24 protein-coding genes are annotated in these 21594 nt (G+C 58.8%); 19 read left to right on the top strand and 5 right to left on the bottom strand.

The features are described 5' to 3' along the window. The first annotated feature begins 9 nt into the window (after window positions 1-9). The 3 genes from argJ to QMK55_RS06705 all read left to right on the top strand — a co-directional run bounded on the left by argJ (window position 10) and on the right by QMK55_RS06705 (window position 2961). The gene (argJ, locus tag QMK55_RS06715; protein ID WP_102355028.1) at window positions 10-1227 is read left to right on the top strand and encodes a bifunctional glutamate N-acetyltransferase/amino-acid acetyltransferase ArgJ; all 1218 of its coding nucleotides are present in this window, start codon (window positions 10-12) and stop codon (window positions 1225-1227) included. Window positions 1228-1387: 160 nt separating this feature from the next. After that, window positions 1388-2020 carry a glutathione S-transferase family protein gene (locus tag QMK55_RS06710; RefSeq protein ID WP_102355029.1) on the top strand — a complete coding sequence of 211 codons (633 nt, stop codon included), beginning with the start codon at window positions 1388-1390 and terminating at the stop codon, window positions 2018-2020. Next, window positions 2017-2961 (top strand): Nudix family hydrolase, encoded by a 945-nt coding sequence (locus QMK55_RS06705; RefSeq protein ID WP_320328902.1) that lies wholly within the window; start codon window positions 2017-2019, stop codon window positions 2959-2961. Before QMK55_RS06710 ends, QMK55_RS06705 begins: the two co-directional genes overlap by 4 nt. Before the next feature lie 123 nt (window positions 2962-3084). Here QMK55_RS06705 and QMK55_RS06700 read toward each other — a convergent pair whose 3' ends face one another. Genes QMK55_RS06700 through QMK55_RS06690 form a run of 3 tightly spaced genes read right to left on the bottom strand, consistent with a single transcriptional unit; the run spans window position 3085 to window position 6672 of the window. Continuing rightward, the gene (locus tag QMK55_RS06700; protein ID WP_320328901.1) at window positions 3085-3669 is read right to left on the bottom strand and encodes a cob(I)yrinic acid a,c-diamide adenosyltransferase; all 585 of its coding nucleotides are present in this window, start codon (window positions 3667-3669) and stop codon (window positions 3085-3087) included. 3 nt (window positions 3670-3672) lie between these two features. Next, window positions 3673-5709, bottom strand: a complete 2037-nt coding sequence (locus tag QMK55_RS06695; protein WP_102355032.1) for an ATP-binding protein — start codon at window positions 5707-5709, stop codon at window positions 3673-3675. 45 nt (window positions 5710-5754) lie between these two features. After that, window positions 5755-6672, bottom strand: coding sequence for a putative 2-dehydropantoate 2-reductase (locus QMK55_RS06690; RefSeq protein ID WP_320328900.1), 918 nt, complete (start codon window positions 6670-6672; stop codon window positions 5755-5757). 141 nt (window positions 6673-6813) lie between these two features. Between QMK55_RS06690 and QMK55_RS06685 the strand changes: the two genes are divergently transcribed. Continuing rightward, complete coding sequence (locus tag QMK55_RS06685; RefSeq protein ID WP_003227548.1) at window positions 6814-7299, top strand: YajQ family cyclic di-GMP-binding protein; 486 nt, start codon at window positions 6814-6816, stop codon at window positions 7297-7299. Window positions 7300-7365: 66 nt separating this feature from the next. Beyond that, a complete protein-coding gene (locus QMK55_RS06680) occupies window positions 7366-8208 on the top strand; it encodes a mechanosensitive ion channel family protein (RefSeq protein ID WP_102355034.1) in 843 nt (280 codons plus the stop codon). Between the two features lie 117 nt (window positions 8209-8325). On the opposite strand, the gene QMK55_RS06675 is transcribed toward QMK55_RS06680, so the two are convergent. After that, a complete protein-coding gene (locus QMK55_RS06675) occupies window positions 8326-9672 on the bottom strand; it encodes an OprD family porin (protein WP_102355035.1) in 1347 nt (448 codons plus the stop codon). Window positions 9673-10563: 891 nt separating this feature from the next. Here QMK55_RS06675 and QMK55_RS06670 point away from each other — a divergent pair. Together QMK55_RS06670 and QMK55_RS06665 are read left to right on the top strand one after the other, a co-directional pair. After that, the gene (locus QMK55_RS06670; RefSeq protein ID WP_320328899.1) at window positions 10564-10989 is read left to right on the top strand and encodes an HIT domain-containing protein; all 426 of its coding nucleotides are present in this window, start codon (window positions 10564-10566) and stop codon (window positions 10987-10989) included. 3 nt (window positions 10990-10992) lie between these two features. Continuing rightward, entirely contained in the window at window positions 10993-11199 is a 207-nt protein-coding gene (locus tag QMK55_RS06665) for a SlyX family protein (RefSeq protein WP_064588916.1), read from the top strand. 72 nt (window positions 11200-11271) lie between these two features. On the opposite strand, the gene QMK55_RS06660 is transcribed toward QMK55_RS06665, so the two are convergent. Then, window positions 11272-11874, bottom strand: coding sequence for a cold-shock protein (locus tag QMK55_RS06660; RefSeq protein ID WP_102355037.1), 603 nt, complete (start codon window positions 11872-11874; stop codon window positions 11272-11274). A 310-nt stretch (window positions 11875-12184) separates the two neighbouring features. On the opposite strand from QMK55_RS06660, the gene QMK55_RS06655 reads away from it, so the two are divergent. From QMK55_RS06655 to tolA, 12 genes are all read left to right on the top strand, one after another. Next, on the top strand, window positions 12185-12655 hold the full coding sequence (locus QMK55_RS06655) for a Dps family protein (RefSeq protein ID WP_064588914.1): 471 nt from the start codon (window positions 12185-12187) through the stop codon (window positions 12653-12655). Window positions 12656-12842: 187 nt separating this feature from the next. Continuing rightward, window positions 12843-13178: a ribbon-helix-helix domain-containing protein gene (locus QMK55_RS06650; protein WP_320328898.1), complete on the top strand. Its 336-nt coding sequence runs from the start codon at window positions 12843-12845 to the stop codon at window positions 13176-13178. Window positions 13179-13311: 133 nt separating this feature from the next. Further along, window positions 13312-13533 (top strand): FmdB family zinc ribbon protein, encoded by a 222-nt coding sequence (locus QMK55_RS06645; RefSeq protein ID WP_003227532.1) that lies wholly within the window; start codon window positions 13312-13314, stop codon window positions 13531-13533. A 100-nt stretch (window positions 13534-13633) separates the two neighbouring features. Beyond that, window positions 13634-15409, top strand: coding sequence for an aspartate--tRNA ligase (gene aspS / locus QMK55_RS06640; protein ID WP_008080219.1), 1776 nt, complete (start codon window positions 13634-13636; stop codon window positions 15407-15409). Between the two features lie 129 nt (window positions 15410-15538). Continuing rightward, window positions 15539-16285: a YebC/PmpR family DNA-binding transcriptional regulator gene (locus QMK55_RS06635; protein WP_102355040.1), complete on the top strand. Its 747-nt coding sequence runs from the start codon at window positions 15539-15541 to the stop codon at window positions 16283-16285. A 158-nt stretch (window positions 16286-16443) separates the two neighbouring features. Further along, the gene (ruvC, locus tag QMK55_RS06630; protein WP_102355041.1) at window positions 16444-16971 is read left to right on the top strand and encodes a crossover junction endodeoxyribonuclease RuvC; all 528 of its coding nucleotides are present in this window, start codon (window positions 16444-16446) and stop codon (window positions 16969-16971) included. Between the two features lie 115 nt (window positions 16972-17086). Continuing rightward, the gene (gene ruvA / locus QMK55_RS06625) at window positions 17087-17695 is read left to right on the top strand and encodes a Holliday junction branch migration protein RuvA (RefSeq protein WP_025112788.1); all 609 of its coding nucleotides are present in this window, start codon (window positions 17087-17089) and stop codon (window positions 17693-17695) included. Then, window positions 17696-18757: a Holliday junction branch migration DNA helicase RuvB gene (ruvB, locus tag QMK55_RS06620; protein WP_320328897.1), complete on the top strand. Its 1062-nt coding sequence runs from the start codon at window positions 17696-17698 to the stop codon at window positions 18755-18757. Between the two features lie 127 nt (window positions 18758-18884). Beyond that, window positions 18885-19352 (top strand): tol-pal system-associated acyl-CoA thioesterase, encoded by a 468-nt coding sequence (gene ybgC, locus QMK55_RS06615; RefSeq protein WP_320328896.1) that lies wholly within the window; start codon window positions 18885-18887, stop codon window positions 19350-19352. Next, window positions 19342-20037 (top strand): protein TolQ, encoded by a 696-nt coding sequence (tolQ, locus tag QMK55_RS06610; RefSeq protein WP_003227517.1) that lies wholly within the window; start codon window positions 19342-19344, stop codon window positions 20035-20037. The genes ybgC and tolQ overlap by 11 nt, the downstream gene beginning before the upstream one ends. Before the next feature lie 23 nt (window positions 20038-20060). Further along, complete coding sequence (gene tolR, locus QMK55_RS06605) at window positions 20061-20513, top strand: protein TolR (protein WP_161806672.1); 453 nt, start codon at window positions 20061-20063, stop codon at window positions 20511-20513. Continuing rightward, window positions 20513-21577 carry a cell envelope integrity protein TolA gene (gene tolA, locus QMK55_RS06600; RefSeq protein WP_320328895.1) on the top strand — a complete coding sequence of 355 codons (1065 nt, stop codon included), beginning with the start codon at window positions 20513-20515 and terminating at the stop codon, window positions 21575-21577. Before tolR ends, tolA begins: the two co-directional genes overlap by 1 nt. Window positions 21578-21594 lie beyond the last annotated feature (17 nt).

Genomic DNA, 21594 nt, shown 5'->3' with positions numbered 1-21594 from the left:
AGCGCATTCATGGCTGTTGGTCTTGGTCCTTTGCCAACGTTGCACCCGGTTGCCGGTTTTGAACTCGGTATCGCCTCGGCCGGCATCAAGCGCCCCGGGCGCAAGGATGTGGTAGTGATGCGCTGCGCCGAAGGTTCGACCGTGGCTGGCGTGTTCACGTTGAACGCTTTTTGTGCAGCGCCAGTGATTCTGGCCAAGAAGCGCGTGCAGAACGCCGTGCGATACCTGCTGACCAACACCGGTAACGCCAATGCCGGCACCGGCGAACCGGGTCTGGCTGCTGCCGAACGCACTACTGCGAAACTGGCTGAGCTGACCGGTGTTGATGCCAGCCAGATCCTGCCGTACTCCACTGGTGTGATCGGGGAGCCTCTGCCGGTCGAGAAGATTGAAGGCGCATTGCAAGCCGCGCTGGACGACCTGTCGGAAAACAACTGGGAAGCGGCCGCCACCGGCATCATGACCACCGACACCTTGCCCAAGGGTGCCAGTCGCCAGTTCCAGCATGACGGCGTGACCATCACCGTCACTGGCATCAGCAAAGGTGCGGGGATGATCCGTCCGAATATGGCGACCATGCTCGGCTACATCGCCACCGACGCCAAAGTCTCCCGTGACGTGCTGCATAACCTGATGCTCGACGGCGCCAACAAGTCGTTCAACCGCATCACCATCGATGGCGACACCTCGACCAACGACTGCTGCATGCTGATTGCCACCGGCAAGGCAGCATTGCCTGAGATCACCCGTGCCGAAGGCGAGCTGTTCGCCAAGCTCAAACAAGCAGTGTTCGAGGTGTGCATGGACGTGGCCCAGGCCATCGTGCGTGACGGCGAAGGTGCAACCAAGTTCGTCACCGTTGAAGTCAACGGTGGCGGCAACCATCAGGAGTGTCTGGACGTCGGCTACACCGTGGCGCATTCGCCGCTGATCAAGACCGCGCTGTTCGCTTCCGACCCGAACTGGGGCCGCATTCTGGCTGCCGTTGGTCGTGCCGGCGTGCCGGAACTGGACGTGAGCAAGATCGACGTGTTCCTTGGCGATGTGTGCATTGCCAGCCGTGGCGCCCGTGCGGAGACCTACACTGAAGCGCAGGGCTCGGCAGTGATGCAGCAGGAAGAGATCACCATCCGCATCGAACTGGGCCGTGGCGATTGCAGCGAAACCATCTGGACCACCGACCTGTCGCATGAATACGTGAAGATCAATGCCGAGTACCGTACCTGATCTAATCTGAGACCGAGTCGCCGCCATCGCGAGCAGGCTCACTCCTATAGTGGTTTTGTGAACGACACAGATCTCCTGTAGGAGTGAGCCTGCTCGCGATGGCGACTAATCAGGCACCAAGAACTCCAGCCTGATCCTCCTGACGAAAAGGCGCCACACCATGTCCCTGCACCTGATCATCGGCGACAAACTGCTTTCCTCCTGGTCTCTGCGTGCCGCACTGGCCGTTGAGCTGACCGGCGCACCCTATACCGAAGAACTGATCAAGCTCGGCAAGCCCGACACTCGTGAGCGGTTGCTCAAGCATTCGCCGACCGCCAAGGTGCCGCTGCTGCAAACCTCTCGTGGCACGATTGCCGACTCTCTGGCGATTGCCGAATACCTGGCTGAGCAGTTCCCGTCCGAACAACTCTGGCCGACCGACCTTTTCGCCCGTGCCCAGGCCCGATCCGCCTGCGCGCAAATGCACAGTGGCTTTTTCGCCATGCGCAATCATATGTCGTTCAACCTGAGCCACGACGCACCGCTCAACCCGGTGCCGCCGGAGGTCAAGGTCGATATCGAGCGCATGCTCGCGCTGTGGGCTGAATGCCGTGCCGCTGCGACTGAGCCGGGGCCCTATCTGTTTGGCCGCGTGAGCCTGGCCGATGCGTTCTTCGCACCGATTGCCGTGCGTCTGCGTACCTATCAGGTGCAGCTGCCAGCCATCGATCAAGCTTATGTTGAAACCGTCTACCAATGGCCCGCCTTCAAGGCGTGGCAAAAGGCTGGACTGGAGGAGTTGAACCCGTGAAACGCGTACACGTCGCCGCCGCCGTCATTCGTGACGACAGTGGCAAGATCCTGATTGCCCGCCGTGCCGACACTCAGCATCAGGGTGGTCTGTGGGAATTTCCCGGCGGCAAGGTCGAGGCTGACGAATCCGTCGAGTGCGCGCTGGCTCGCGAGCTTCAGGAAGAGTTGGGCATCGTCGTCGGTGCTGCTCGTCCGCTGATCAAGGTTCGCCATGACTACCCGGACAAGCAGGTGTTGCTGGATGTCTGGGAAGTCTCGAGCTTCAGCGGTGAACCGCACGGTGCCGAAGGTCAGCCACTGGCCTGGGTGACCGCGAAGGAGTTGGCGAACTATGAGTTCCCGGCTGCCAACCAGCCGATCGTTGCGGCGGCGCGCTTGCCCGGCGAATACCTGATCACCCCGGAAGATCTGGAGGCACCGGCCCTGCTGCGTGGCATCCAGAAGGCGATCGCCGGCGGGATCAAACTGATCCAGCTGCGTGCGCCGAACGGCTATGACCCCAAATACCGCGATCTGGCGGTGGATGCGGCCGGTCTGTGCGCCGGCAAGGCGCAGTTGATGATCAAGGGACCGTTCGAATGGCTCGGCGATTTCCCGTCTGCCGGTTGGCACATCACCGCCGCGCAATTGCGTAAATACGCAGCGGCGGGGCGGCCTTTGCCGGCGGAGCGCTGGCTCGCGGCGTCGTGCCATAACGCCGAAGAACTGGCGCTGGCTGAGCAGATGGGCGTGGATTTCGTCACCCTGTCGCCGGTGCAGCCGACCTTGACCCATCCGGATGCGCAGCCGTTGGGCTGGGAGCAGGCTCAGGTGTTGATCGAGGGCTTCAGCAAGCCGGTGTTTCTGCTTGGCGGGGTAGGGCCGGCGGAGCGCGAGAAGGCGTGGAGTGTTGGGGCTCAGGGTGTGGCGGGGATTCGGGCGTTCTGGCCAGAAGCTTGATTGTGTATTGAGGCTGATGGCCTCTTCGCGAGCAAGCCCGCTCCCACAGTTGATCGGGTTCCTTCAGTTGGAATGCAATCAACTGTGGGAGCGGGCTTGCTCGCGAAGGCGTCCTGTCAGGCGCTACTTATCTAAAGGTTTGGCCGCCGGCTGCCACAAAATCTCCGCAATCCCCTGGCGCCGCGCAATCAACCGCGCCGCCACAAACAGCAAATCCGACAACCGATTGATATACGCCAGGCCAACCCCGGCCAACGGCTCTATCGCGTTCAGATGCTGACAACGCCGTTCGGCACTGCGCGCCAGGCTGCGACACACATGGGCCTGGGCGATCAGCATCGAGCCGCCGGGCAGAATGAAATTCTCCAACGATCCCAATTCCTCGTTCCACACATCGATCGCTGCTTCCAGGCGTTCGATTTCCGCCGTGTTCAGCGCCTGATATTCCGGCATTGCCAGCTCACCGCCCAGATCGAACAAGCGATGCTGGCAGGGGGCGAGCACTTCGATCAGCTCATTCAACCCCGCAAATGCCTCACGCTTGGCGAGTAAACCGGCCAGCAGCACACCGATCTGACTGTTCAGCGTATCGACTTCGCCAATGGCTTCGATTCGCGGGTGGTCCTTGGGCACGCGACGGCCATCGCCCAGGCCGGTTTCGCCTTTGTCGCCAGTGCGGGTGTAAATTTTCGACAAGCGAAAGCCCATGGGTTACCTCGGTAGTTGATTGGTTTCGGCGGCGATGGCCGCCGGTTGGGTCAGTGGCAGGCGCAAGGTGAAGCAGGTGCCCTGGCCCGGCGCGGATTGCACTTCCATCTGCCCTTTGTGGTTGTTGGTGATGATGAAGTACGACACCGACAGCCCCAGCCCTGTGCCCTGACCGATTTCCTTGGTGGTGAAGAACGGTTCGAAGGTGCGTTTGCGCACGTTCTCGCTCATACCGATGCCGTTGTCCTCGACCTGAATCTCGGCCCATGGCGGGTTCAGCTTGGTGCGCAGAATGATTCGCCCCGGCTCGCTGTCGTCTGCGCGCTGGTGAATGGCTTGCGCAGCGTTTTTCAGCAGATTGAGCAACACTTGCTCCAGTTCGTTGGCGGTGCCCGGCACCGGGCCAAGCGCCGGGTCGAACTGACGGATGATCGCCTGGCCCTTGAAGTCGAAACCGATCGCCAGATCGAAGTCGTTGCCGGCAATTTCCACTGCCTGATCAATCAGCGCCGGCAGATCGCACGGTGCCATTTGCCGGGTGCTGCGCCGGCTGAAGCTGAGCATGTGGGTGACGATTTTTGCCGCCCGGGCCCCGGCCTGCTGAATGCCGTCGAGCAGTTTCGGCACTTCGCGGTTTTGCAGGTACAGGTTGACCGTGTCCAGTTCGATGCCGAGTTGTTCGGCGGTTTCGAGGTTTTTCGGCAGGTCCGGCGACAGCCGTCGGCGAATGTTCTGCACGTTGTGCAGGATCGCACCCAGCGGGTTGTTGATCTCATGGGCCATGCCGGCGGCAAGGCCGCCCACCGAGAGCATCTTTTCCGATTGCACCATCATTTCTTCCAGTGACAAGCGCTGGGTGATGTCGTCGATGCGGATTACCACACCACGCCCGGCGCCGCCCATCAGCGGATAAAAGGTCAGGGCGTAATGCTTGGGTTCGTCATCCTTGAACCAGGTCACCCGCTCGATTTTCGCCACCGTGTGTTCTTCCACGGTCTGCTTGAGTTGCGGCAGGAACGGCTTGAGCGGCTCGAAGGCGAGGAAGATCGGCTGGTTCAGTGCTTCATCCAGGCGCGTGCCGGAGAGAGCGCTGGCTTCCTGGTTCCACTGGGTCACGTAGAGCTGTTCGTCGAGGGCGATCAACGCCGAGGGCATGGAGTCGATGATGCTGTTGAGGTAGTTCTGAAACCCGGTGAGCTTCTTCTCGATCTTGCTGCGCACCTGGACTTCCAGTTCCAGCTTGCGGTTGGTGTGGCGGGTTTCTTCGGCCAGACCCTGAGCCTGATCGTAGGCGGCTTGCGAGTCGTCACGGGCGCGTTTGAGTTGCTGTTCGCGGGCTTCGATGCGCGACAGCATGGTGTTGAACGCTTCGGCGAGGCTGCCGATTTCATCGTGGTTGCCGCGCGAGGCGCGCAGGGCGTAATTCTCTTCGCGAGTGACCTGACGCGAGAGTTCTTCCAGTTCATGGATCGGGCGGGTGATCAGGCGTTTGATCTGTCGGGCAATCACCAGCCACAGCAGCACACTGAAAATCAGGATGCCGAGGCTGGCGGTCAGCGTGCCGGTGTAGAACGCCATCGGCAGCTCACTGCTGGCCACCAGCAGCAGATGCCCAGGCTCAGTCCCCGGACGGGGCAGGGTGATCAGTTGATTGCTGCGAAACTCGGTGAGCTGCCAGGCTTCGACGTGCCGATAGCGCTCCGGCAGATTGAGCTTGTCGCCACGCTGCACCTGGGCGATCCGGTCACCCTTGCCGTCGTACAGCGCCGCCGCGCGCAGCGGCGAGTAGCTGTCGAGTTCCTTGAGCAGGCGTTCGGCGCTTTGCGGTGACTCCAGGGCCTGTGCAACCAGGCTGGGGTTGGATATCAGCCGGCCGATGGTCTGCAGGGCCTGCGGCGCCATGCTTTCCTGGGAGATGTAATAGGCGGCGCTGATAAAGGTCAGGTTGGCGACCAGCAGAACGGTGGTCAACAACACCAGCAGGGCGGCCAGCAGTTTTTGGCCGACCGGCAGGTTTTCAAGGCGCTGGCGCAATGGCATCAGGTTTATCGCAGCAAAGGAACAAGTGGGCAGCGTAGCCGCTGCTCAGTCGCTGGGCAATCCAAGGCTGTGCAGATGGCTGACCAGACGCTGCTGCAATTGCTTGAGGTGTGGCAGGTTCAGTTGATGGCGCGTGGCGGCTTTGCAGGCGTGGCCCAGCAAGTAGCTGATTTCGGTGCGGCGCTGGTTCGCTACGTCTTGGTACATCGAGGAGTAATTGGCCGCCGTGGCGTGGATCACCCGCTCGACTTCCTGTTGCAGATTGACGGCGGCTGCCGGTTGGCCGCAACGCTCCAGCAGCTCGGCCAGTTCACTGCACAGTGTGGCGACTTCGCATTGATGCTGCTCAAGCCCGCCGTTACGGCAATCGTGGAGCACGGTCAGCGGATTGATCGCGCAATTGAGCGCCAGTTTTCGCCACAGCCGGGTGAGGATGTCGGTGCTCCATTCGTGGGGGATTTTCGCCGCTTGCAGATCATCCAGCCAGATTGGCGCCACCGGGTGTCCGGCATCGCCCAGCCAGGTAAAACCATGGCCGGCAAACACCACGCGCCAGTCGCCGTCGCGGAAGGCGCCTTCGGTGCTGGAGGCGCTGATGCAGCGCGCCTGCGGAACGAGCGCCGCGACGGCGTCCTGACTGCCGAGGCCGTTCTGCAGCAGGATCAGCTCGGCATCCGCTGTCAGGCGCGGGGCGAGGCGGGCGACGGCGCTTTCGGCGTCATAGGCTTTGCAGGCGACCAGCAGTCGGCGGATCGGTTCTGCATCGTCCGCCGTTTGCGCGGGGACGGCGTAGGTGTTGGCTGCGCCGTGTTCGACGAGCGTCAGGCCACCGGCCGCCTGATAGCCGCGCAAGCGCTCGGCATCACGCACGATCAGACGCACCGACAGCCCGGCCCGGGCCAGACGCGTGGCCCACAGGGTGCCGAGACTGCCGGCGCCGAGAACGTGCCAGGGGGTGGACATCAGTTTTTCACTCGGTAAGGTACTGGCATGCAAGGCTCGCCGTATCGGTGGGAAAAGACCCGTTATAATGAGCCGGATTTTAACCGCAAGCCAAGCGCGCTCCATCCTGATCGAGCGCGCCTTTTTTATTGGAGAGATTACATGCCGTCGTTCGACGTGGTATCCGAACTGGACAAACACGAACTCACCAACGCGGTCGAGAACGCCGTGAAGGAACTCGATCGTCGTTATGACCTGAAAGGCAAAGGCAGCTTCGAGTTCAAGGAAAAGGACCTGACCGTCAACCTGACCGCTGAAGCCGGGTTCCAGCTGGAAGCGATGATCGAGATCCTGAAGCTGGCCCTGACCAAGCGCAAGATCGATGTGCAGTGCCTTGAAGTAAAAGACGCTTACGCCTCGGGCAAGCTGATGAAACAGGACGCGATCCTCAAGGAAGGCATCGACAAGGAGCTGGCGAAGAAAATCGTCGCTCACATCAAGGACGCCAAGCTCAAGGTGCAGGCCGCCATTCAGGGCGAGCAGGTACGTGTGACCGGCAAGAAGCGCGATGACCTGCAGGAAGCCATTGCTGCACTGCGTGCCAAAGAGTTCGGCATGCCACTGCAATTCAACAACTTCCGCGACTAAGTTCGGTCAGATGACCCACTTTTAATTTGTGAACAGCCCGGGTAGCCGGAAATCAGGAGATGGAAGATGGATTTGAACGCTGAAGTAGACAACCTGGTCAAGGCATCCCAGGCGTGGATTCCGATGATCATGGAGTACGGCAGCCGCGTGCTGCTGGCAGTGATTACACTGGCGATCGGCTGGTGGCTGATCAACAAGGTCACGCAAAAGCTCGGCGGCCTGCTGGCTCTGCGCAACGCCGATCTGGCGCTGCAAGGCTTCATCAGCAGCCTGGCGAACATCATTCTCAAGGTGTTGCTGATCGTCAGTGTGGCCTCGATGATCGGTGTCGAAACCACCTCGTTCGTTGCCGCGATCGGTGCGGCCGGCCTGGCTATCGGTCTGGCGTTGCAAGGCAGCCTGGCGAACTTCGCCGGTGGCGTGCTGATTCTGCTGTTCCGTCCGTTCCGTATCGGTGACTGGATCGAAGCGCAAGGCGTGGCGGGTACTGTCGACAGCATCCAGATTTTCCACACTGTGCTGCGTACTGGCGACAACAAAACCATCATCGTACCGAACGGTAACCTGTCCAACGGCATCATCACCAACACCAATCGTCAGCCAACCCGCAAGGTGGTTTTCGATGTGGGTGTCGATTACGAGGCCGATCTGCAAAAGGCCCGACAGGTGTTGCTGGATCTGGCCAAGGATGACCGTGTCATGCAGGACCCTGCACCACAGGCGGTGATTTCGACTCTCGGTGACAGTTCGATCACTGTTTCCCTGCGTGTCTGGGTTAAAACCGCAGACTACTGGGATGTGATGTTCATGTTTAACGAACAGTCGCGTGATCGTTTAAAGACTGCCGGTATTGATATCCCGTTTCCACAGCGTGTGATTCGTGTGGTTCAGGAATCGGCAACACAATGATAGGTTGCTAATTAAATGCCTGACTAGTTGGTCAGGCATTTATTACAAGTGACAGGCAATAAAAAAGGCCCATCCGAAGATGGGCCTTTTTCATTCAACCAAACTAACCACTGACGATTACAAGATGTTCAGTGGGTACTCGGTGATCAGACGGAACTCGTTGATATTGCCTTCAGCCTGGTCGGTGTTGCCACGGTGCCATGCCTGACGGATACGGAAGGACAGATCTTTGGCCGGGCCGGTCTGAACTACGTACTTGGCTTCAAGGTTGGTTTCGTGATGTTTGCCATCTTCACCGTAACCGTACGAACGGTATGGGCTGTTGGCGTCCATTTTGGTGCCGTCGATGTCCCAGCCTTTAACATAGCGAGCCATGAAGCTCAGACCCGGTACGCCGTACTCGGCCATTTTCAGGTCATAACGAATCTGCGCAGATTTTTCGTTCGGACCGTTGAAGTCGGAGTACTGGATGGAGTTGGCAAGGAAGATCGAGTCGCCGCCACGGTTGTTGTCACCCACACCGACGTAGTCGAATGGCGTATCACCGTTGACCTTCTGGAAGGCCAGAGTAACGGTGTGTGCTTTCAGGAACGAAAGCGCAGTCGCCAGGGAGAACGTGGTGTTGCTGATGTCGCCGGCTTTCGATTGGCCAGTGTCGGTGGTGCGGTAGATGTTGAAGTCGGTATTGAGCGAAGTATCACCACTGATCGGAGTGGTGAGGTTCACGTTGGAGTAGTACTGGTTCCAGATGTCCTTGAACTTCGAACCGTAGAGCGAAACGCTCAGGTTGTCGGTGATGCCGTACTTGCCGCCGGCGAAGTCCATGGTCTTGCCAGTGACAGGGTTACTGGAGGTGCTCGAGTACTGCGAGTGCAGTTCACCGTCGCTGTTCATCTCGTCCTGGCTGGAGGCCGAGTAGAAGTGACCTGCTTCCAGGTCCAGGTTCTGGACTTCGCTGCTCTGCAGTTGGAAGCCGGTAGCGGTCTGAGGAATCAGACGCGAGCCGCCGACAGCGAATACTGGAGAGGTGCTTGGCTGGAACTCACCGAATTTCAGCTCGGTTTTGGAGATGCGCGCCTTGATCGCTGCACCGGCTTTGCCCATGTTGTTCTGGACGCGGCCCTGGGAGTCGACGCTGGTGTTGCCCGAACCGGCGGTGCCGTCGCCGCCATCCAGTTTGATGCCCAGGTAACCGAATGCATCAACACCAACACCGACAGTACCTTGGGTGTAGCCAGAGCTGAAGTTGCCCAGGAAACCCTGTGTCCAGTCTATTTGATCGTTGGAACCGCCTTTCCGGTCGCGGTTGAAGTAGTAGTTCTTCAACGTTTCGGTCAGTTTGGCGTCTTCAACAAAGCCTTTGGCTTCTGCCTGGTCACTAACAAACGGGGCGGCCGTAGCCAACTGAGTGCTGGCTGCTGCTGCAACGGCCAGTGCGATTGTGCTCCACTTCATCACGCGCATCGTGATTTGCTCCTTTGGTTTTAGAAGAGTACTGCCGTCCCACCTGTTTTATTATCTGGGCGGCTCTTTCTTTTTGTGTCGGCGCAAACTTATATCACGCCGACAATGTTGGCGACACTTGCACATACAACCTTTCGTGTTCTTTACGACGACGTCGCAAACAGTTGGGTTGATGTCGCAAATTCACAGTACCCATGCAGCCGGGCTGACAACTTTATCGCTGTTTCTGGGCCTTTTTGCATCGGTAAAAAAGAGTCCCTGGCAAAACACTTGAATCTCCATTGGGGCAACCCTGCCACCGTTTTTGTTGGCCTCGTGCCCCACTTCTCGTGGTGCGCTTATAGACCATATGTGTCTGGATGCAACAAGCGTGCACAAAGTGCAGGGTTGCCACGTTTATTTTTCTGAACACCTGCCTGTGCTCGTGAAAACCTCGTGAAAACAGGGGTTCAAGCCCTTTTGTATCAGGGGGTTGACGCACTCCCTTGCATGGTGTTGTCACGTTTGTGTTGGGGCGTGACAGCCAAAAACGTTACCGGTTCACCCCGTCAGTGAGTATTTGGCGGATGCCCGACGCACTGAGCGTAGACGCGCTGTGCGGTTTTGGTGCAAAAAAATTACACGCTGTACAGGATTCATACAGTTCAGCGTGAGTGTGTAGTCCGGTACAGCAGGTGTTTTCGGGCATTTTGGGTGTTCGACGGCAGTCCTGGCTCTGTGATGGTGCGCGGTCTCTGTAAGTGTCTCTTGTCGGGGCTGTGCGGGTATGGGCGGCACTGTCATCGTGAAGCCGGGCGCATTCGCAGGTATGCTGCCTGCCTGTCGCTTGGTGCGTTGCCCGTCGGGATGGCCGCTAAGCTGAATGATGTAGATCAGCCGGGAGTGCACGCAGTGTTTGCTTTAGATTCACGACTTCAACAGGACACCCTGACCATCGGCGACTTCCCGTTGTGTCGGCTGCTGCTGTCCAGCGATGCCAATTACCCGTGGTTCATCCTGGTGCCACGCCGCGACGATATCAGTGAGTTGTTTCAGTTGGATGTCGCTGACCAGCAGCAGTTGTGGCAGGAAACCACCGCGCTGGCCGAGCTGCTCAAGGACTTGTTCGACGCCGACAAGCTGAACGTCGCGACCCTGGGCAACGTCGTCAGCCAACTGCACATGCATGTGATTGTGCGTAAACGCGATGATGCGGCATGGCCGGCACCGGTCTGGGGCAAGCACCCGGCCAAACCCTACAGCGCAGAGCAGGTAGCAGCCATTCGTGAGCGGCTGCGTCTGGTGCTGACCGAACATTTCACGTTTCTGGAGGGTTGAATCATGAGCCTTGAAGCGCGCGTTACCGATCTGGAAAGCCGTCTGGCCTTCCAGGATGACACCATTCAGGCGTTGAACGACGAGCTGGTGGCGCAGCAGCGTGTGATCGAGCGTCTGCAGCTGCAAATGGCGGCACTGCTCAAGCGTCAGGAAGAAATGGTCGGGCAGTTCGACTCATTTGAAGAAGAGGCGCCGCCGCCACACTATTGATGTCAGCCCCTTTGGGCGGGCATAAAAAAACCGCGAACAGCCTGGCTGTTCGCGGTTTTTTATTGCCAGGGATCAGCGACGCGGCAGGGCGGCGATCACGTCCTCGGCTTGCAGGCCTTTATCACGGTTCATTACCGAGAACTCCACGCGCTGGCCTTCGACCAGAACGCGGTGGCCTTCGCCACGGATTGCACGAAAGTGCACGAAAATATCATCACCGGAATCCCGGGAAATAAAGCCGAAGCCTTTAGAGGTGTTGAACCACTTGACGGTCCCGGTATCGCGGTTGCTCATGTCATAGCTGGCAGGTGCAGCCGCCGGCGAAGACTTGTAAAAGCTGACGGCCAGGTGCAGGACCACGGCAACCAGGGCAATCACCAGGCTGAACAACACGGCCGGTTGACCGGCGATGACTGGCATCGGAGCGATCAGGGTCAGGGTTTGCAGGACGACAGTCAGCACGAGAAGAGCGCTGACCAGGTTTTGCAGATGCTGGCGCGGGCCTTTGTTCCAGTAAGGGATCACTGGAGCGATGACCAGGTTCAGCAGGCCGAAAAAGGCCAGGTAAAGTGCATCGGGTTGTTGCAGGTAAGGAACGGCTTCGGATTTCAAGCTAGGTATGAACGACAGCAGCAAGGCCGCTGCGCCCATTAGCAGGTGGACGATTTTCAACATTTTGATTGGCTCACGTTATGACGGCTCATAAGGAAGAGCTGAAGGCGCACGGTTCGCTTCGGAACAATAAAGAGGCGTTGGACACGTGCCCGGCATCAGCCTATGCGCCACACCCCCGAAAAATGGGGCGTAGCGACACACTGCCTATTTAACAGCAAAGCCTGCGGCTACTCAAATCACCCCGGCCAGCGGCACCTGCCCGGTCGATTTGTCGCACCGCGCGCGCCGATTGCCGGCTGCGAGGTGGCGGTTGCCTTGCTAGAGTGGGTCTGCACCTGCTGGATGAGTCCAATCGCCTTAGGGGGTAAACATGGCAATCGATATCGGTATCAGTGAAGAAGACCGCAAGTCCATCGTCGAGGGGCTGTCGCGGCTGCTGTCGGACACCTACGTGCTGTATCTGAAAACCCATAACTTCCACTGGAACGTCACAGGTCCCATGTTCAGGACCCTGCATCTGATGTTCGAAGAGCAGTACAACGAGCTGGCCCTGGCCGTGGACCTGATCGCGGAGCGCATTCGCGCCCTGGGCTTTCCGGCGCCGGGAGCCTACGCCACCTACGCGCGTCTTTCTTCCATCAAGGAAGAAGAGGGGGTGCCCAGTGCCGAGAACATGATCAAGCAGTTGGTCGAGGGGCAGGAAGCGGTGACGCGCACCGCTCGCGGCATCTTCCCGTTGCTGGACAAGGTCAGTGATGAACCGACGGCCGACCTGCTGACCCAGCGCATGCAGGTGCACGAGAAGACTGCCTGGATGCTGCGCGCGTTGCTGGAGACCTGATCACCAGGTGCGCGGACGTCCCGGGGTGGTGGATGTCCGCGTACTGTTTCAAATCTTACTGATTATGTCGGCTTATCCTACGCAGATGGGCAACTAGTCATCTGGCGCTAACTTTGCGTCTGCGTTTTTATGAGGGCACAGGAAATTGTCTTTATAAAAGCAGCGATGACAAAGGAGTGTCAGCGATATGGTAGGTGGAGACAGGCGAAGCGAACATATCGGTTCGCAACAGGAGATGAAGGTCGATCCGTTTGTCAGTGATTTCGACTTCGAGCTGATCCGGCCGCTGTCCAGGTCGGTGCGTTTGAATGGTTTTGCGACCTGCCTGAGGCTCGAGCAGGTTTACTGGAACATTCTTGGCGCGATGGCCGAAGACAACGGCTGTTCGGTCAGTACGCTGCTGTCCCATGTGGACCGTCAAGTGCACTTGCGTCATGGCGGGGTGAAAAACTTCAGCGGTCTGGTGCGGGTGGTGTGCGTGATGAATGGCCTGCGCGCTACCCCGTCGGCCGTGATGCCCTGAACGGGCAATACTTGAAATGACGTGGCGGGCTGTGCAGTCTTACGGCTGCACAGCCCGCATTTAATGGATATAATCCCGCTCTTTCGCCGCAAAGCCCTGCGCGCGGTGGCAATCTGATCGCCGAGACACCCCCATGCCGATGTACGATTACCAATGTGCTTCCTGTGGTCATCAGTTGGAAGCCATTCAAAAGATCAGCGAGGCACCGCTGGTCGACTGCCCTGCCTGTCAGGCGCCAGAGCTCAAGAAACAGCTGTCCATGCCGGGTTTTCGCCTCAGCGGCAGCGGTTGGTACGAAACCGATTTCAAGACCGGAGCCAAGAAGAATCTGGCCGGTGGCGACAAATCTGACTAGGGTTCAGGCCCAGGTCGAACGACACGCGTGAGATTCCGCAATGCTTGATGGCGACGGGATCTCCACCGAATTTCGAATTACGAGAAGCGAAACCACTACCATGATGCGCAGCCATTATTGCGGCCAACTGAACGAAAGCCTGGAAGGCCAGGAAATTACCCTTTGCGGATGGGTTCACCGTCGTCGCGACCACGGCGGGGTGATTTTCCTCGATATCCGTGATCGTGATGGTCTGGCCCAGGTGGTGTTCGACCCGGATCGCGCCGAGAGCTTCGCCGCCGCTGATCGCGTGCGCAGCGAGTACGTGGTGAAGATCACCGGTAAGGTGCGTCTGCGTCCGGCCGGTGCCACCAACGCCAACATGGCGTCGGGTATGATCGAAGTGCTGGGCTACGAGCTGGAAGTGCTGAACGAGTCGGAAACCCCGCCGTTCCCGCTGAACGAGTTCTCCGACGTTGGCGAAGAAACCCGCCTGCGCTATCGCTTCCTCGACCTGCGTCGTCCGGAAATGGCCGAGAAGCTGCGTCTGCGTTCGCGCATGACCACCAGCATTCGTCGCTTCCTCGACGAAAACGGCTTCCTCGACGTTGAAACACCGATCCTGACCCGTGCCACCCCTGAAGGTGCACGTGACTATCTGGTGCCGAGCCGTACCCACGCCGGTTCGTTCTTTGCCCTGCCGCAATCGCCGCAGCTGTTCAAGCAACTGCTGATGGTCGCTGGCTTCGACCGTTACTATCAGATCGCCAAGTGCTTCCGCGACGAAGACCTGCGCGCTGACCGTCAGCCTGAATTCACCCAGATCGACATCGAGACCAGTTTCCTCGATGAAAAAGAGATCATGGGCCTGACTGAGCAAATGATCCGCAACCTGTTCAAGGAAGTGCTGGATCTGGAGTTCGGCGAATTCCCGCACATGACCTTCGAAGAAGCCATGCGCCGCTACGGTTCCGACAAGCCAGACCTGCGTATTCCGCTGGAACTGGTCGACGTCGCCGATCAGTTGAAAGAAGTTGATTTCAAAGTGTTCAGCGGCCCGGCCAACGATCCGAAATGCCGTATCGCAGCTCTGCGCGTACCAGGCGGCGCAAGCATGCCACGCAAGCAGATCGACGATTACACCAAGTTCGTCGGCATCTACGGTGCCAAAGGCCTGGCGTACATCAAGGTCAACGAGCGCGCTGCCGGTGTTGACGGTCTGCAATCGCCGATCGTGAAAAACATCCCGCTGGAAAACCTCAACGCCATCCTCGATCGCGTTGGCGCAGTTGACGGCGACATCGTGTTCTTCGGCGCCGACAAGGCCAAGATTGTCAGCGAAGCCTTGGGCGCACTGCGCATCAAGCTCGGTCACGATCTCAACCTGCTGACCTGCAAGTGGGCACCGATGTGGGTTGTCGACTTCCCTATGTTCGAAGAAAACGACGACGGCAGCTTCTCCGCGCTGCACCACCCGTTCACCGCGCCGAAGTGCTCCCCGGAAGAACTGGAAGCCAACCCGGCCGGCGCTCTGTCCCGTGCCTACGACATGGTGCTGAACGGCACCGAGCTGGGTGGCGGTTCGATCCGTATCCACCGCAAGGAAATGCAGCAAGCGGTATTCCGCCTGTTGGGTATCAACGAAGCGGAACAGGAAGAGAAGTTCGGCTTCCTGCTCGACGCCCTGAAATACGGTGCGCCGCCGCACGGTGGTCTGGCCTTCGGTCTGGACCGTCTGGTGATGCTGATGACCGGCGCCCAGTCGATCCGTGAAGTGATCGCTTTCCCGAAAACCCAGAGCGCTGCGGACGTGATGACGCAAGCACCGGGTGTGGTGGATGCCAAGGCATTGCGCGAGCTGCACATTCGTTTGCGCGAAACGCCAAAGGCTGAGTAAGACGGGCCTGGAGGCGCATCTTCGGATGCGCCTTTTTTCTTTCTATAGAGAGCAGGTCGAGATTTTTTTGTTTGCTGGCCGCTGCATGAGCAGGGCGGGCAACGTTTCAAAGAGAATTCGGAGCGAGTTATGGCAGGTCATTCCAAGTGGGCGAACATCAAGCACCGCAAAGAACGTCAGGATGCCAAGAGAGGCAAGATCTTCACCAAGTGGATCCGTGAACTGACCGTTGCGGCCCGTCAGGGCGGCGGCGACCCGGGTTCCAACCCGCGTCTGCGCCTGGCGCTGGATAAAGCGCTGAGCGCGAACATGAGCCGTGACATCATCGACCGTGCCGTGGCGCGTGGCGCCGGTGCGACCGAAGCGGACAACGTTGAAGAGCTGACCTATGAAGGTTACGGCCCGGGCGGCGTAGCGGTGATGGTCGAGTGCATGACCGACAACCGCAACCGTACCGCTGCAGCCGTACGTCATGCATTCAGCAAGTGTGGCGGCAACCTCGGCACTGACGGTTCGGTGGCCTATCTGTTCGAACGCAAGGGCCAGATCAGCTTCGCCCCGGGCGTCGACGAAGATGCCCTGACCGAGGCGGCGCTGGAAGCCGATGCCGACGACGTGGTCAGCCATGAAGATGGCTCGATTGACGTGTTCACCTCGTTCACCAGCTTCTATGCCGTGCGCAACGCGCTGGAAGCGGCTGGCTTCAAGGGTGATGACGCAGAAATCGTCATGCAGCCGACCACCAGCGCCGAGCTGGATCTGGATGGCGCGGAGAAGGTGCTCAAGCTGATCGACATGCTCGAGGACCTGGATGACGTGCAGAACGTCTACTCCAACGCGGACATTCCGGAAGACGTGGCCGCTCAGCTCGGTTGAGAGCGACTAGGCTTGAATGTGGGGGCGGGCTTGCTCGCGAAGGCGGATTTTCAGGCAACATCGTTGCTGATGATGAAACCGCTTTCGCGAGCAGGCTCGCTCCCACATTTGTTATGGGTTGATTTGAAAATCGTGCTTTTACCAAATCTGCAGGCGTTATGACTTTAATTCTTGGTATCGACCCTGGCTCGCGCATCACCGGTTACGGGATTGTTCGCGATACCGGACGCGGCGGCTGCATTTATGTGGCCTCGGGCTGTATTCGCACAGGTGCTGGCGAATTGCATGAGCGTCTGCAGATTGTCTATCGCGGCGTGCGTGAAATCATCCAGACATATGGCCCGATAACCATGGGCATCGAAAAGGTATTCATGGCGAAGAACGCCGACTCTGCGTTGAAGCTCGGGCAGGCGCGCGGCGCAGCGATTGTTGCCGGCGCCGAAGAGTGTCTGGAAATTGCCGAGTACACGGCCACTCAGGTCAAGCAGGCCGTGGTCGGCACCGGCGCCGCCAATAAAGAGCAGGTGCAGATGATGGTCATGCACATGCTCAAGCTGACCAGCAAACCGCAAATCGATGCCTCGGACGCCCTGGCCATTGCCATTTGCCATGCACACACCCGTTCCAGTCTGCTGCCGCACGGCTTGGGAACGGCACGCAGTCGTGGCGGGCGCCTGCGTCTCTGATAGCATCAGCATCAATTTTCCTGAAAGCGGATTTCCTGCGCCTGGGTCGTCGGCCAGGAATCCGCCTTTCGATAGTCGCCAGCCCCCGGCTGGTCAACGCTCAAGGATCTGAAACGTGATTGGACGCTTGCGCGGCACCCTGGCTGAGAAACAGCCGCCGCACCTGATTCTGGATGTAAACGGCCTCGGGTATGAGCTGGAAGTGCCCATGACCACCCTTTATCGTCTGCCGTCGGTCGGTGAACCGCTGACGTTGCACACCCATTTGGTCGTACGCGAAGACGCGCAGTTACTCTATGGTTTCGCCGGCAAGCGTGAGCGAGACTTTTTTCGCGAATTGATCCGTCTCAATGGTGTCGGGCCGAAACTGGCCCTGGCCCTGATGTCGAGCCTGGAAGTCGACGAGCTGATCCGCTGCGTGCAATCTCAGGACACTTCGGCACTGACCAAGGTCCCGGGTGTCGGCAAGAAAACCGCCGAGCGTCTGCTGGTCGAACTGAAAGACCGCTTCAAGGCCTGGGAAACCGTGCCGGCGATGTTCGCCCTGGTGCCGAACCAGCCGGACGGTCCGGCGCCGGTCAACACCGCAGAAAACGATGCGGTCAGCGCGCTGATTTCCCTGGGCTACAAGCCGCAGGAAGCGAGCAAGGCGATTTCCGCCATCAAGGACAAGAACCTGAGCAGTGAAGACATGATCCGCCGCGCCCTGAAGGGAATGATTTAAGTGATTGAAGCTGATCGTCTGATCGCCGCCGCGCACAGCCCGCGCGAGCGCGAAGAAGTCCAGGACCGGGCCATTCGCCCTGTCAGCCTGGCCGACTACATTGGCCAGCCGACGGTCCGCGAGCAGATGGAACTGTTCATCCAGGCCGCCCGTGGCCGTAACGAATCCCTCGATCACACGCTGATCTTCGGCCCCCCGGGGCTGGGTAAAACCACCCTGGCCAACATCATCGCCCAGGAAATGGGTGTGTCGATCAAGAGCACGTCCGGCCCGGTGCTTGAACGTCCGGGCGATCTGGCGGCATTGCTGACCAATCTTGAACCGCACGACGTGCTGTTCATCGATGAAATCCATCGTCTGTCGCCGATCGTGGAAGAAGTGCTGTATCCGGCCATGGAAGACTTTCAGCTCGACATCATGATCGGCGAAGGGCCAGCGGCGCGGTCGATCAAGCTGGACCTGCCACCGTTCACTCTCGTCGGTGCCACCACCCGCGCCGGCATGCTGACCAACCCGTTGCGTGACCGCTTCGGTATTGTCCAGCGTCTTGAGTTCTACAACACCGCCGATCTGTCGACGATTGTCAGCCGCTCGGCGAATATTCTCGGCTTGCCGCTGGATCCGGAGGGCGCCTTTGAGGTGGCTCGCCGCGCCCGCGGTACGCCGCGAATCGCCAACCGTCTGCTGCGGCGGGTACGCGATTTTGCTGAAGTCCGGGCCAAGGGCCACATCACCAAGGCAGTCGCCGATCTGGCGCTTAACCTGCTGGATGTCGACGAACACGGCTTCGATCATCAGGACCGGCGCTTGCTGCTGACCATGATCGAGAAGTTCGACGGCGGTCCGGTGGGCATCGACAGCCTGGCGGCGGCGATCAGTGAAGAACGCCACACCATCGAGGATGTGCTGGAGCCGTACCTGATTCAGCAGGGTTACATCATGCGCACGCCACGGGGCAGGGTGGTGACACGGCATGCGTACCTGCATTTCGGTTTAAACATTCCGTCACGAATGGGCGAGATGCCCGTGGTAGACGAGTTTCCCGATGCGGTAGACGATTAGTACACATTTATTGTCGATTTATTCAGCGTTTGTACTGTCACAGGGCGGTACTTTTGCGGTAAAGCCTTTGAACAATGAAAAACAGTTGCCTGGCTGGATTGGCAACCCGAGGAGTAAGCACTAGAGTATGCGCGCGCAAAACGGGCTTGAGCCGTTCGCACATCGTTGTCGCGTTTATTACGAGGACACCGATGCCGGCGGCATCGTGTATTACGTTAATTACCTCAAGTTTATGGAACGGGCTCGAACCGAGCGGCTCCGGACGCTGGGCTTTGCCCAGTCGGAACTGGCCGGGGAGGATCTGTTGTTTGTCGTGCATTCCAGCGAAGCGCGCTATCACGCGCCGGCGCGACTGGACGACGAACTGCTGGTAAGCGCTGATGTAATCGAATTGAACCGTGCCAGCCTGCGCTTTAAACAGCAGGTCAGGCGGGCCACGGATAATGTGCTGCTCTGTGAGGGGCAGTTTCTGGTGGCCTGTGTGCGCACCGAAAGTTTGAAACCCCGGGCCATGCCCGAATCCTTGCGTGCGGCCTTTGCCGACGCGGGCGGCACGGGTAAACACTCAAAGCAGGAGATAAAGCGTGGAAGCTAACGTCGTCGACCATTCCTCCATGTGGAGCCTGGTCAGCAATGCCAGCATCGTGGTGCAGTTGGTAATGTTGACCCTGGTGGCCGCATCGGTGACCTCATGGATCATGATCTTTCAGCGCAGCAACCTGCTGCGCGCCGGTCGACGCGCCCTGGAGAGCTTCGAAGAGCGCTTCTGGTCGGGTATCGACCTGTCCAAGCTGTACCGTCAGGCCGGCAGCAACCCGGATCCGGATTCGGGCGTGGAGCAGATCTTCCGTGCCGGCTTCAAGGAGTTCTCCCGTCTGCGTCAGCAGCCAGGCGTCGATCCTGAGGCGGTGATGGAAGGTGTGGCGCGTGCCATGCGTGTTGCCATCTCTCGTGAAGAAGAGAAGCTGGAGCAGAGCCTGCCGTTTCTCGCCACCGTCGGTTCGGTCAGCCCGTACATCGGTCTGTTCGGTACCGTATGGGGCATTATGAACTCCTTCCGTGGTCTGGCTCAGGCCCAGCAAGCGACCCTGGCCACCGTGGCCCCGGGTATCGCCGAAGCCTTGATCGCCACGGCGATCGGCCTGTTCGCCGCGATCCCGGCCGTTATTGCTTACAACCGTTTCTCTGCCCGCAGCGAAACCTTGCTGAGCCGCTACTACACCTTCGCCGATGAATTCCAGGCGATCCTGCACCGCAAAGTGCACACCAGCGAAGAATAAGCAGGTAATTTCCAATGGCTTTAATCGCTCGAGCTCGCAAAAAGCGCAAGCCGGTCGCCGAGATGAACGTGGTGCCTTACATCGACGTGATGTTGGTGCTGCTGGTCATCTTCATGGTGACCGCGCCGATGCTCAATCAGGGCGTGAAAGTTGATCTGCCCAAGGTTTCCAGCGAAGCCTTGCCGCAGGACAACAACACTCAGGTCCTGACCATTTCGATCAAGGCTGACAAGACCTACTACTGGAACCTTGGCAGCGAAGTCGATACCGAGAAGCAACAGGACAGGGCCATGACCCTGCCGCAAATGACCGACGCGGTGACCAAGATCATTCGTGCCGGCACTGAAGGCGGCAAACGTACCCAGGTCTTCATCCGCGGCGACAAGACCGTCGACTATGGTTCCGTCATGGGCGCCATGGGCGGGTTGCAGAAAGCCGGGGTCGGTAATGTTGGCTTGATCACCGAGGCCCCCTGATGCAGCAACAGCGAGAGCCGTCCGCCTCGGAAAGCTACTTCTGGCCTAGTGTTCTGGCAATTGTCCTGCACGTGCTGGTGTTCGGCATGCTGTTCGTCAGTTTTGCCTTTACACCAGAGCTGCCGCCGGCCAAGCCGATTGTCCAGGCGACCTTGTACCAACTGAAATCGAAAAGTCCGGCAATCACCCAGACCAATCAGAAGATTGCGGGTGAGGCGAAGAAATCCGCCGCGCGCCAGACCGAAGTCGAGCAGATGGAACAGAAAAAGGTCGAGCAGGAAGCGGTGAAGGCTGCGGAACAAAAGAAAGAAGAAGCGGCTCAAAAGGCCGAGGAAGCCAAGAAGGCCGATCAGGCGAAGAAAGCGGACGAGGCAAAAAAGGCTGATGAAGCCAAGAAAACCGACGATGCGAAGAAAGCCGAGGCCAAGAAGGCAGAAGAGAAACAATTGGCTGATATAGCCAAGAAGAAAGCCGAAGAAGAGGCTAAGGAAGAGGCCAAGAAAGAGGCCGCTGAAGAAGCCAAGAAGAAGATCGTCGAAGACGCGAAGAAGAAAGCCGCCGAAGACGCCAAGAAAAAAGCTGAAGCTGAAGAGGCGAAGAAGAAAGTCGCCGAGGACGCGAAGAAGAAAGCTGCCGCTGATGCTGCGAAGAAGAAAACGCAGGATGCAGCCCGTAAGTCACTAGAGGACAAGAAGGCTCAGGCATTGGCTGACTTGCTGTCCGATAAAACCGAGCGTCAGGCTACCAAGTCGGATGAGTTGGGTGATGAAACGGCTGGCAACTTCGATGACTTGATTCGTGCGCGAGCATCTGAAGGTTGGGCGCAGCCACCGTCTGCCCGTAAAGGCATGAAAGTGACTCTGCAGATCGGCATGCTGCCTGACGGAACAATCTCGAGCGTCAAGGTTCTTCAATCCAGCGGTGACGCGCCGTTCGACAGTTCTACCGTCGCGGCTGTAAAAAATATTGGTCGATTGACCGAAATGCAGGGTTTGAGTCCAGCGGATTTCGCACCCTATCGTTCATTCAAGATGACATTCACACCTGAGGATCTAGCCTTGTGAGAAACCTTCTTCGAGGA

Origin of the sequence: Pseudomonas sp. P8_229, from assembly GCF_034008635.1 — a bacterium.
Taxonomy (GTDB): domain Bacteria; phylum Pseudomonadota; class Gammaproteobacteria; order Pseudomonadales; family Pseudomonadaceae; genus Aquipseudomonas.
Note: the sequence above shows the minus strand (reverse complement) of the source record. Positions and strands in the feature narration are given on the sequence as shown.

Coding starts and splice junctions, on each gene's coding strand:
- ybgC (WP_320328896.1), top strand. CDS start 18,885: ATGCGCGCGCAAAACGGGCTTGAGCCGTTCGCACATCGTTGTCGCGTT.
- tolA (WP_320328895.1), top strand. CDS start 20,513: ATGCAGCAACAGCGAGAGCCGTCCGCCTCGGAAAGCTACTTCTGGCCT.
- QMK55_RS06690 (WP_320328900.1), bottom strand. CDS start 6,672: ATGTCCACCCCCTGGCACGTTCTCGGCGCCGGCAGTCTCGGCACCCTG.
- QMK55_RS06695 (WP_102355032.1), bottom strand. CDS start 5,709: ATGCCATTGCGCCAGCGCCTTGAAAACCTGCCGGTCGGCCAAAAACTG.
- QMK55_RS06710 (WP_102355029.1), top strand. CDS start 1,388: ATGTCCCTGCACCTGATCATCGGCGACAAACTGCTTTCCTCCTGGTCT.
- QMK55_RS06665 (WP_064588916.1), top strand. CDS start 10,993: ATGAGCCTTGAAGCGCGCGTTACCGATCTGGAAAGCCGTCTGGCCTTC.
- QMK55_RS06655 (WP_064588914.1), top strand. CDS start 12,185: ATGGCAATCGATATCGGTATCAGTGAAGAAGACCGCAAGTCCATCGTC.
- ruvC (WP_102355041.1), top strand. CDS start 16,444: ATGACTTTAATTCTTGGTATCGACCCTGGCTCGCGCATCACCGGTTAC.
- QMK55_RS06650 (WP_320328898.1), top strand. CDS start 12,843: ATGGTAGGTGGAGACAGGCGAAGCGAACATATCGGTTCGCAACAGGAG.
- QMK55_RS06645 (WP_003227532.1), top strand. CDS start 13,312: ATGCCGATGTACGATTACCAATGTGCTTCCTGTGGTCATCAGTTGGAA.
- argJ (WP_102355028.1), top strand. CDS start 10: ATGGCTGTTGGTCTTGGTCCTTTGCCAACGTTGCACCCGGTTGCCGGT.
- QMK55_RS06680 (WP_102355034.1), top strand. CDS start 7,366: ATGGATTTGAACGCTGAAGTAGACAACCTGGTCAAGGCATCCCAGGCG.
- QMK55_RS06660 (WP_102355037.1), bottom strand. CDS start 11,874: ATGTTGAAAATCGTCCACCTGCTAATGGGCGCAGCGGCCTTGCTGCTG.
- QMK55_RS06635 (WP_102355040.1), top strand. CDS start 15,539: ATGGCAGGTCATTCCAAGTGGGCGAACATCAAGCACCGCAAAGAACGT.
- QMK55_RS06675 (WP_102355035.1), bottom strand. CDS start 9,672: ATGCGCGTGATGAAGTGGAGCACAATCGCACTGGCCGTTGCAGCAGCA.
- QMK55_RS06700 (WP_320328901.1), bottom strand. CDS start 3,669: ATGGGCTTTCGCTTGTCGAAAATTTACACCCGCACTGGCGACAAAGGC.
- QMK55_RS06685 (WP_003227548.1), top strand. CDS start 6,814: ATGCCGTCGTTCGACGTGGTATCCGAACTGGACAAACACGAACTCACC.
- aspS (WP_008080219.1), top strand. CDS start 13,634: ATGATGCGCAGCCATTATTGCGGCCAACTGAACGAAAGCCTGGAAGGC.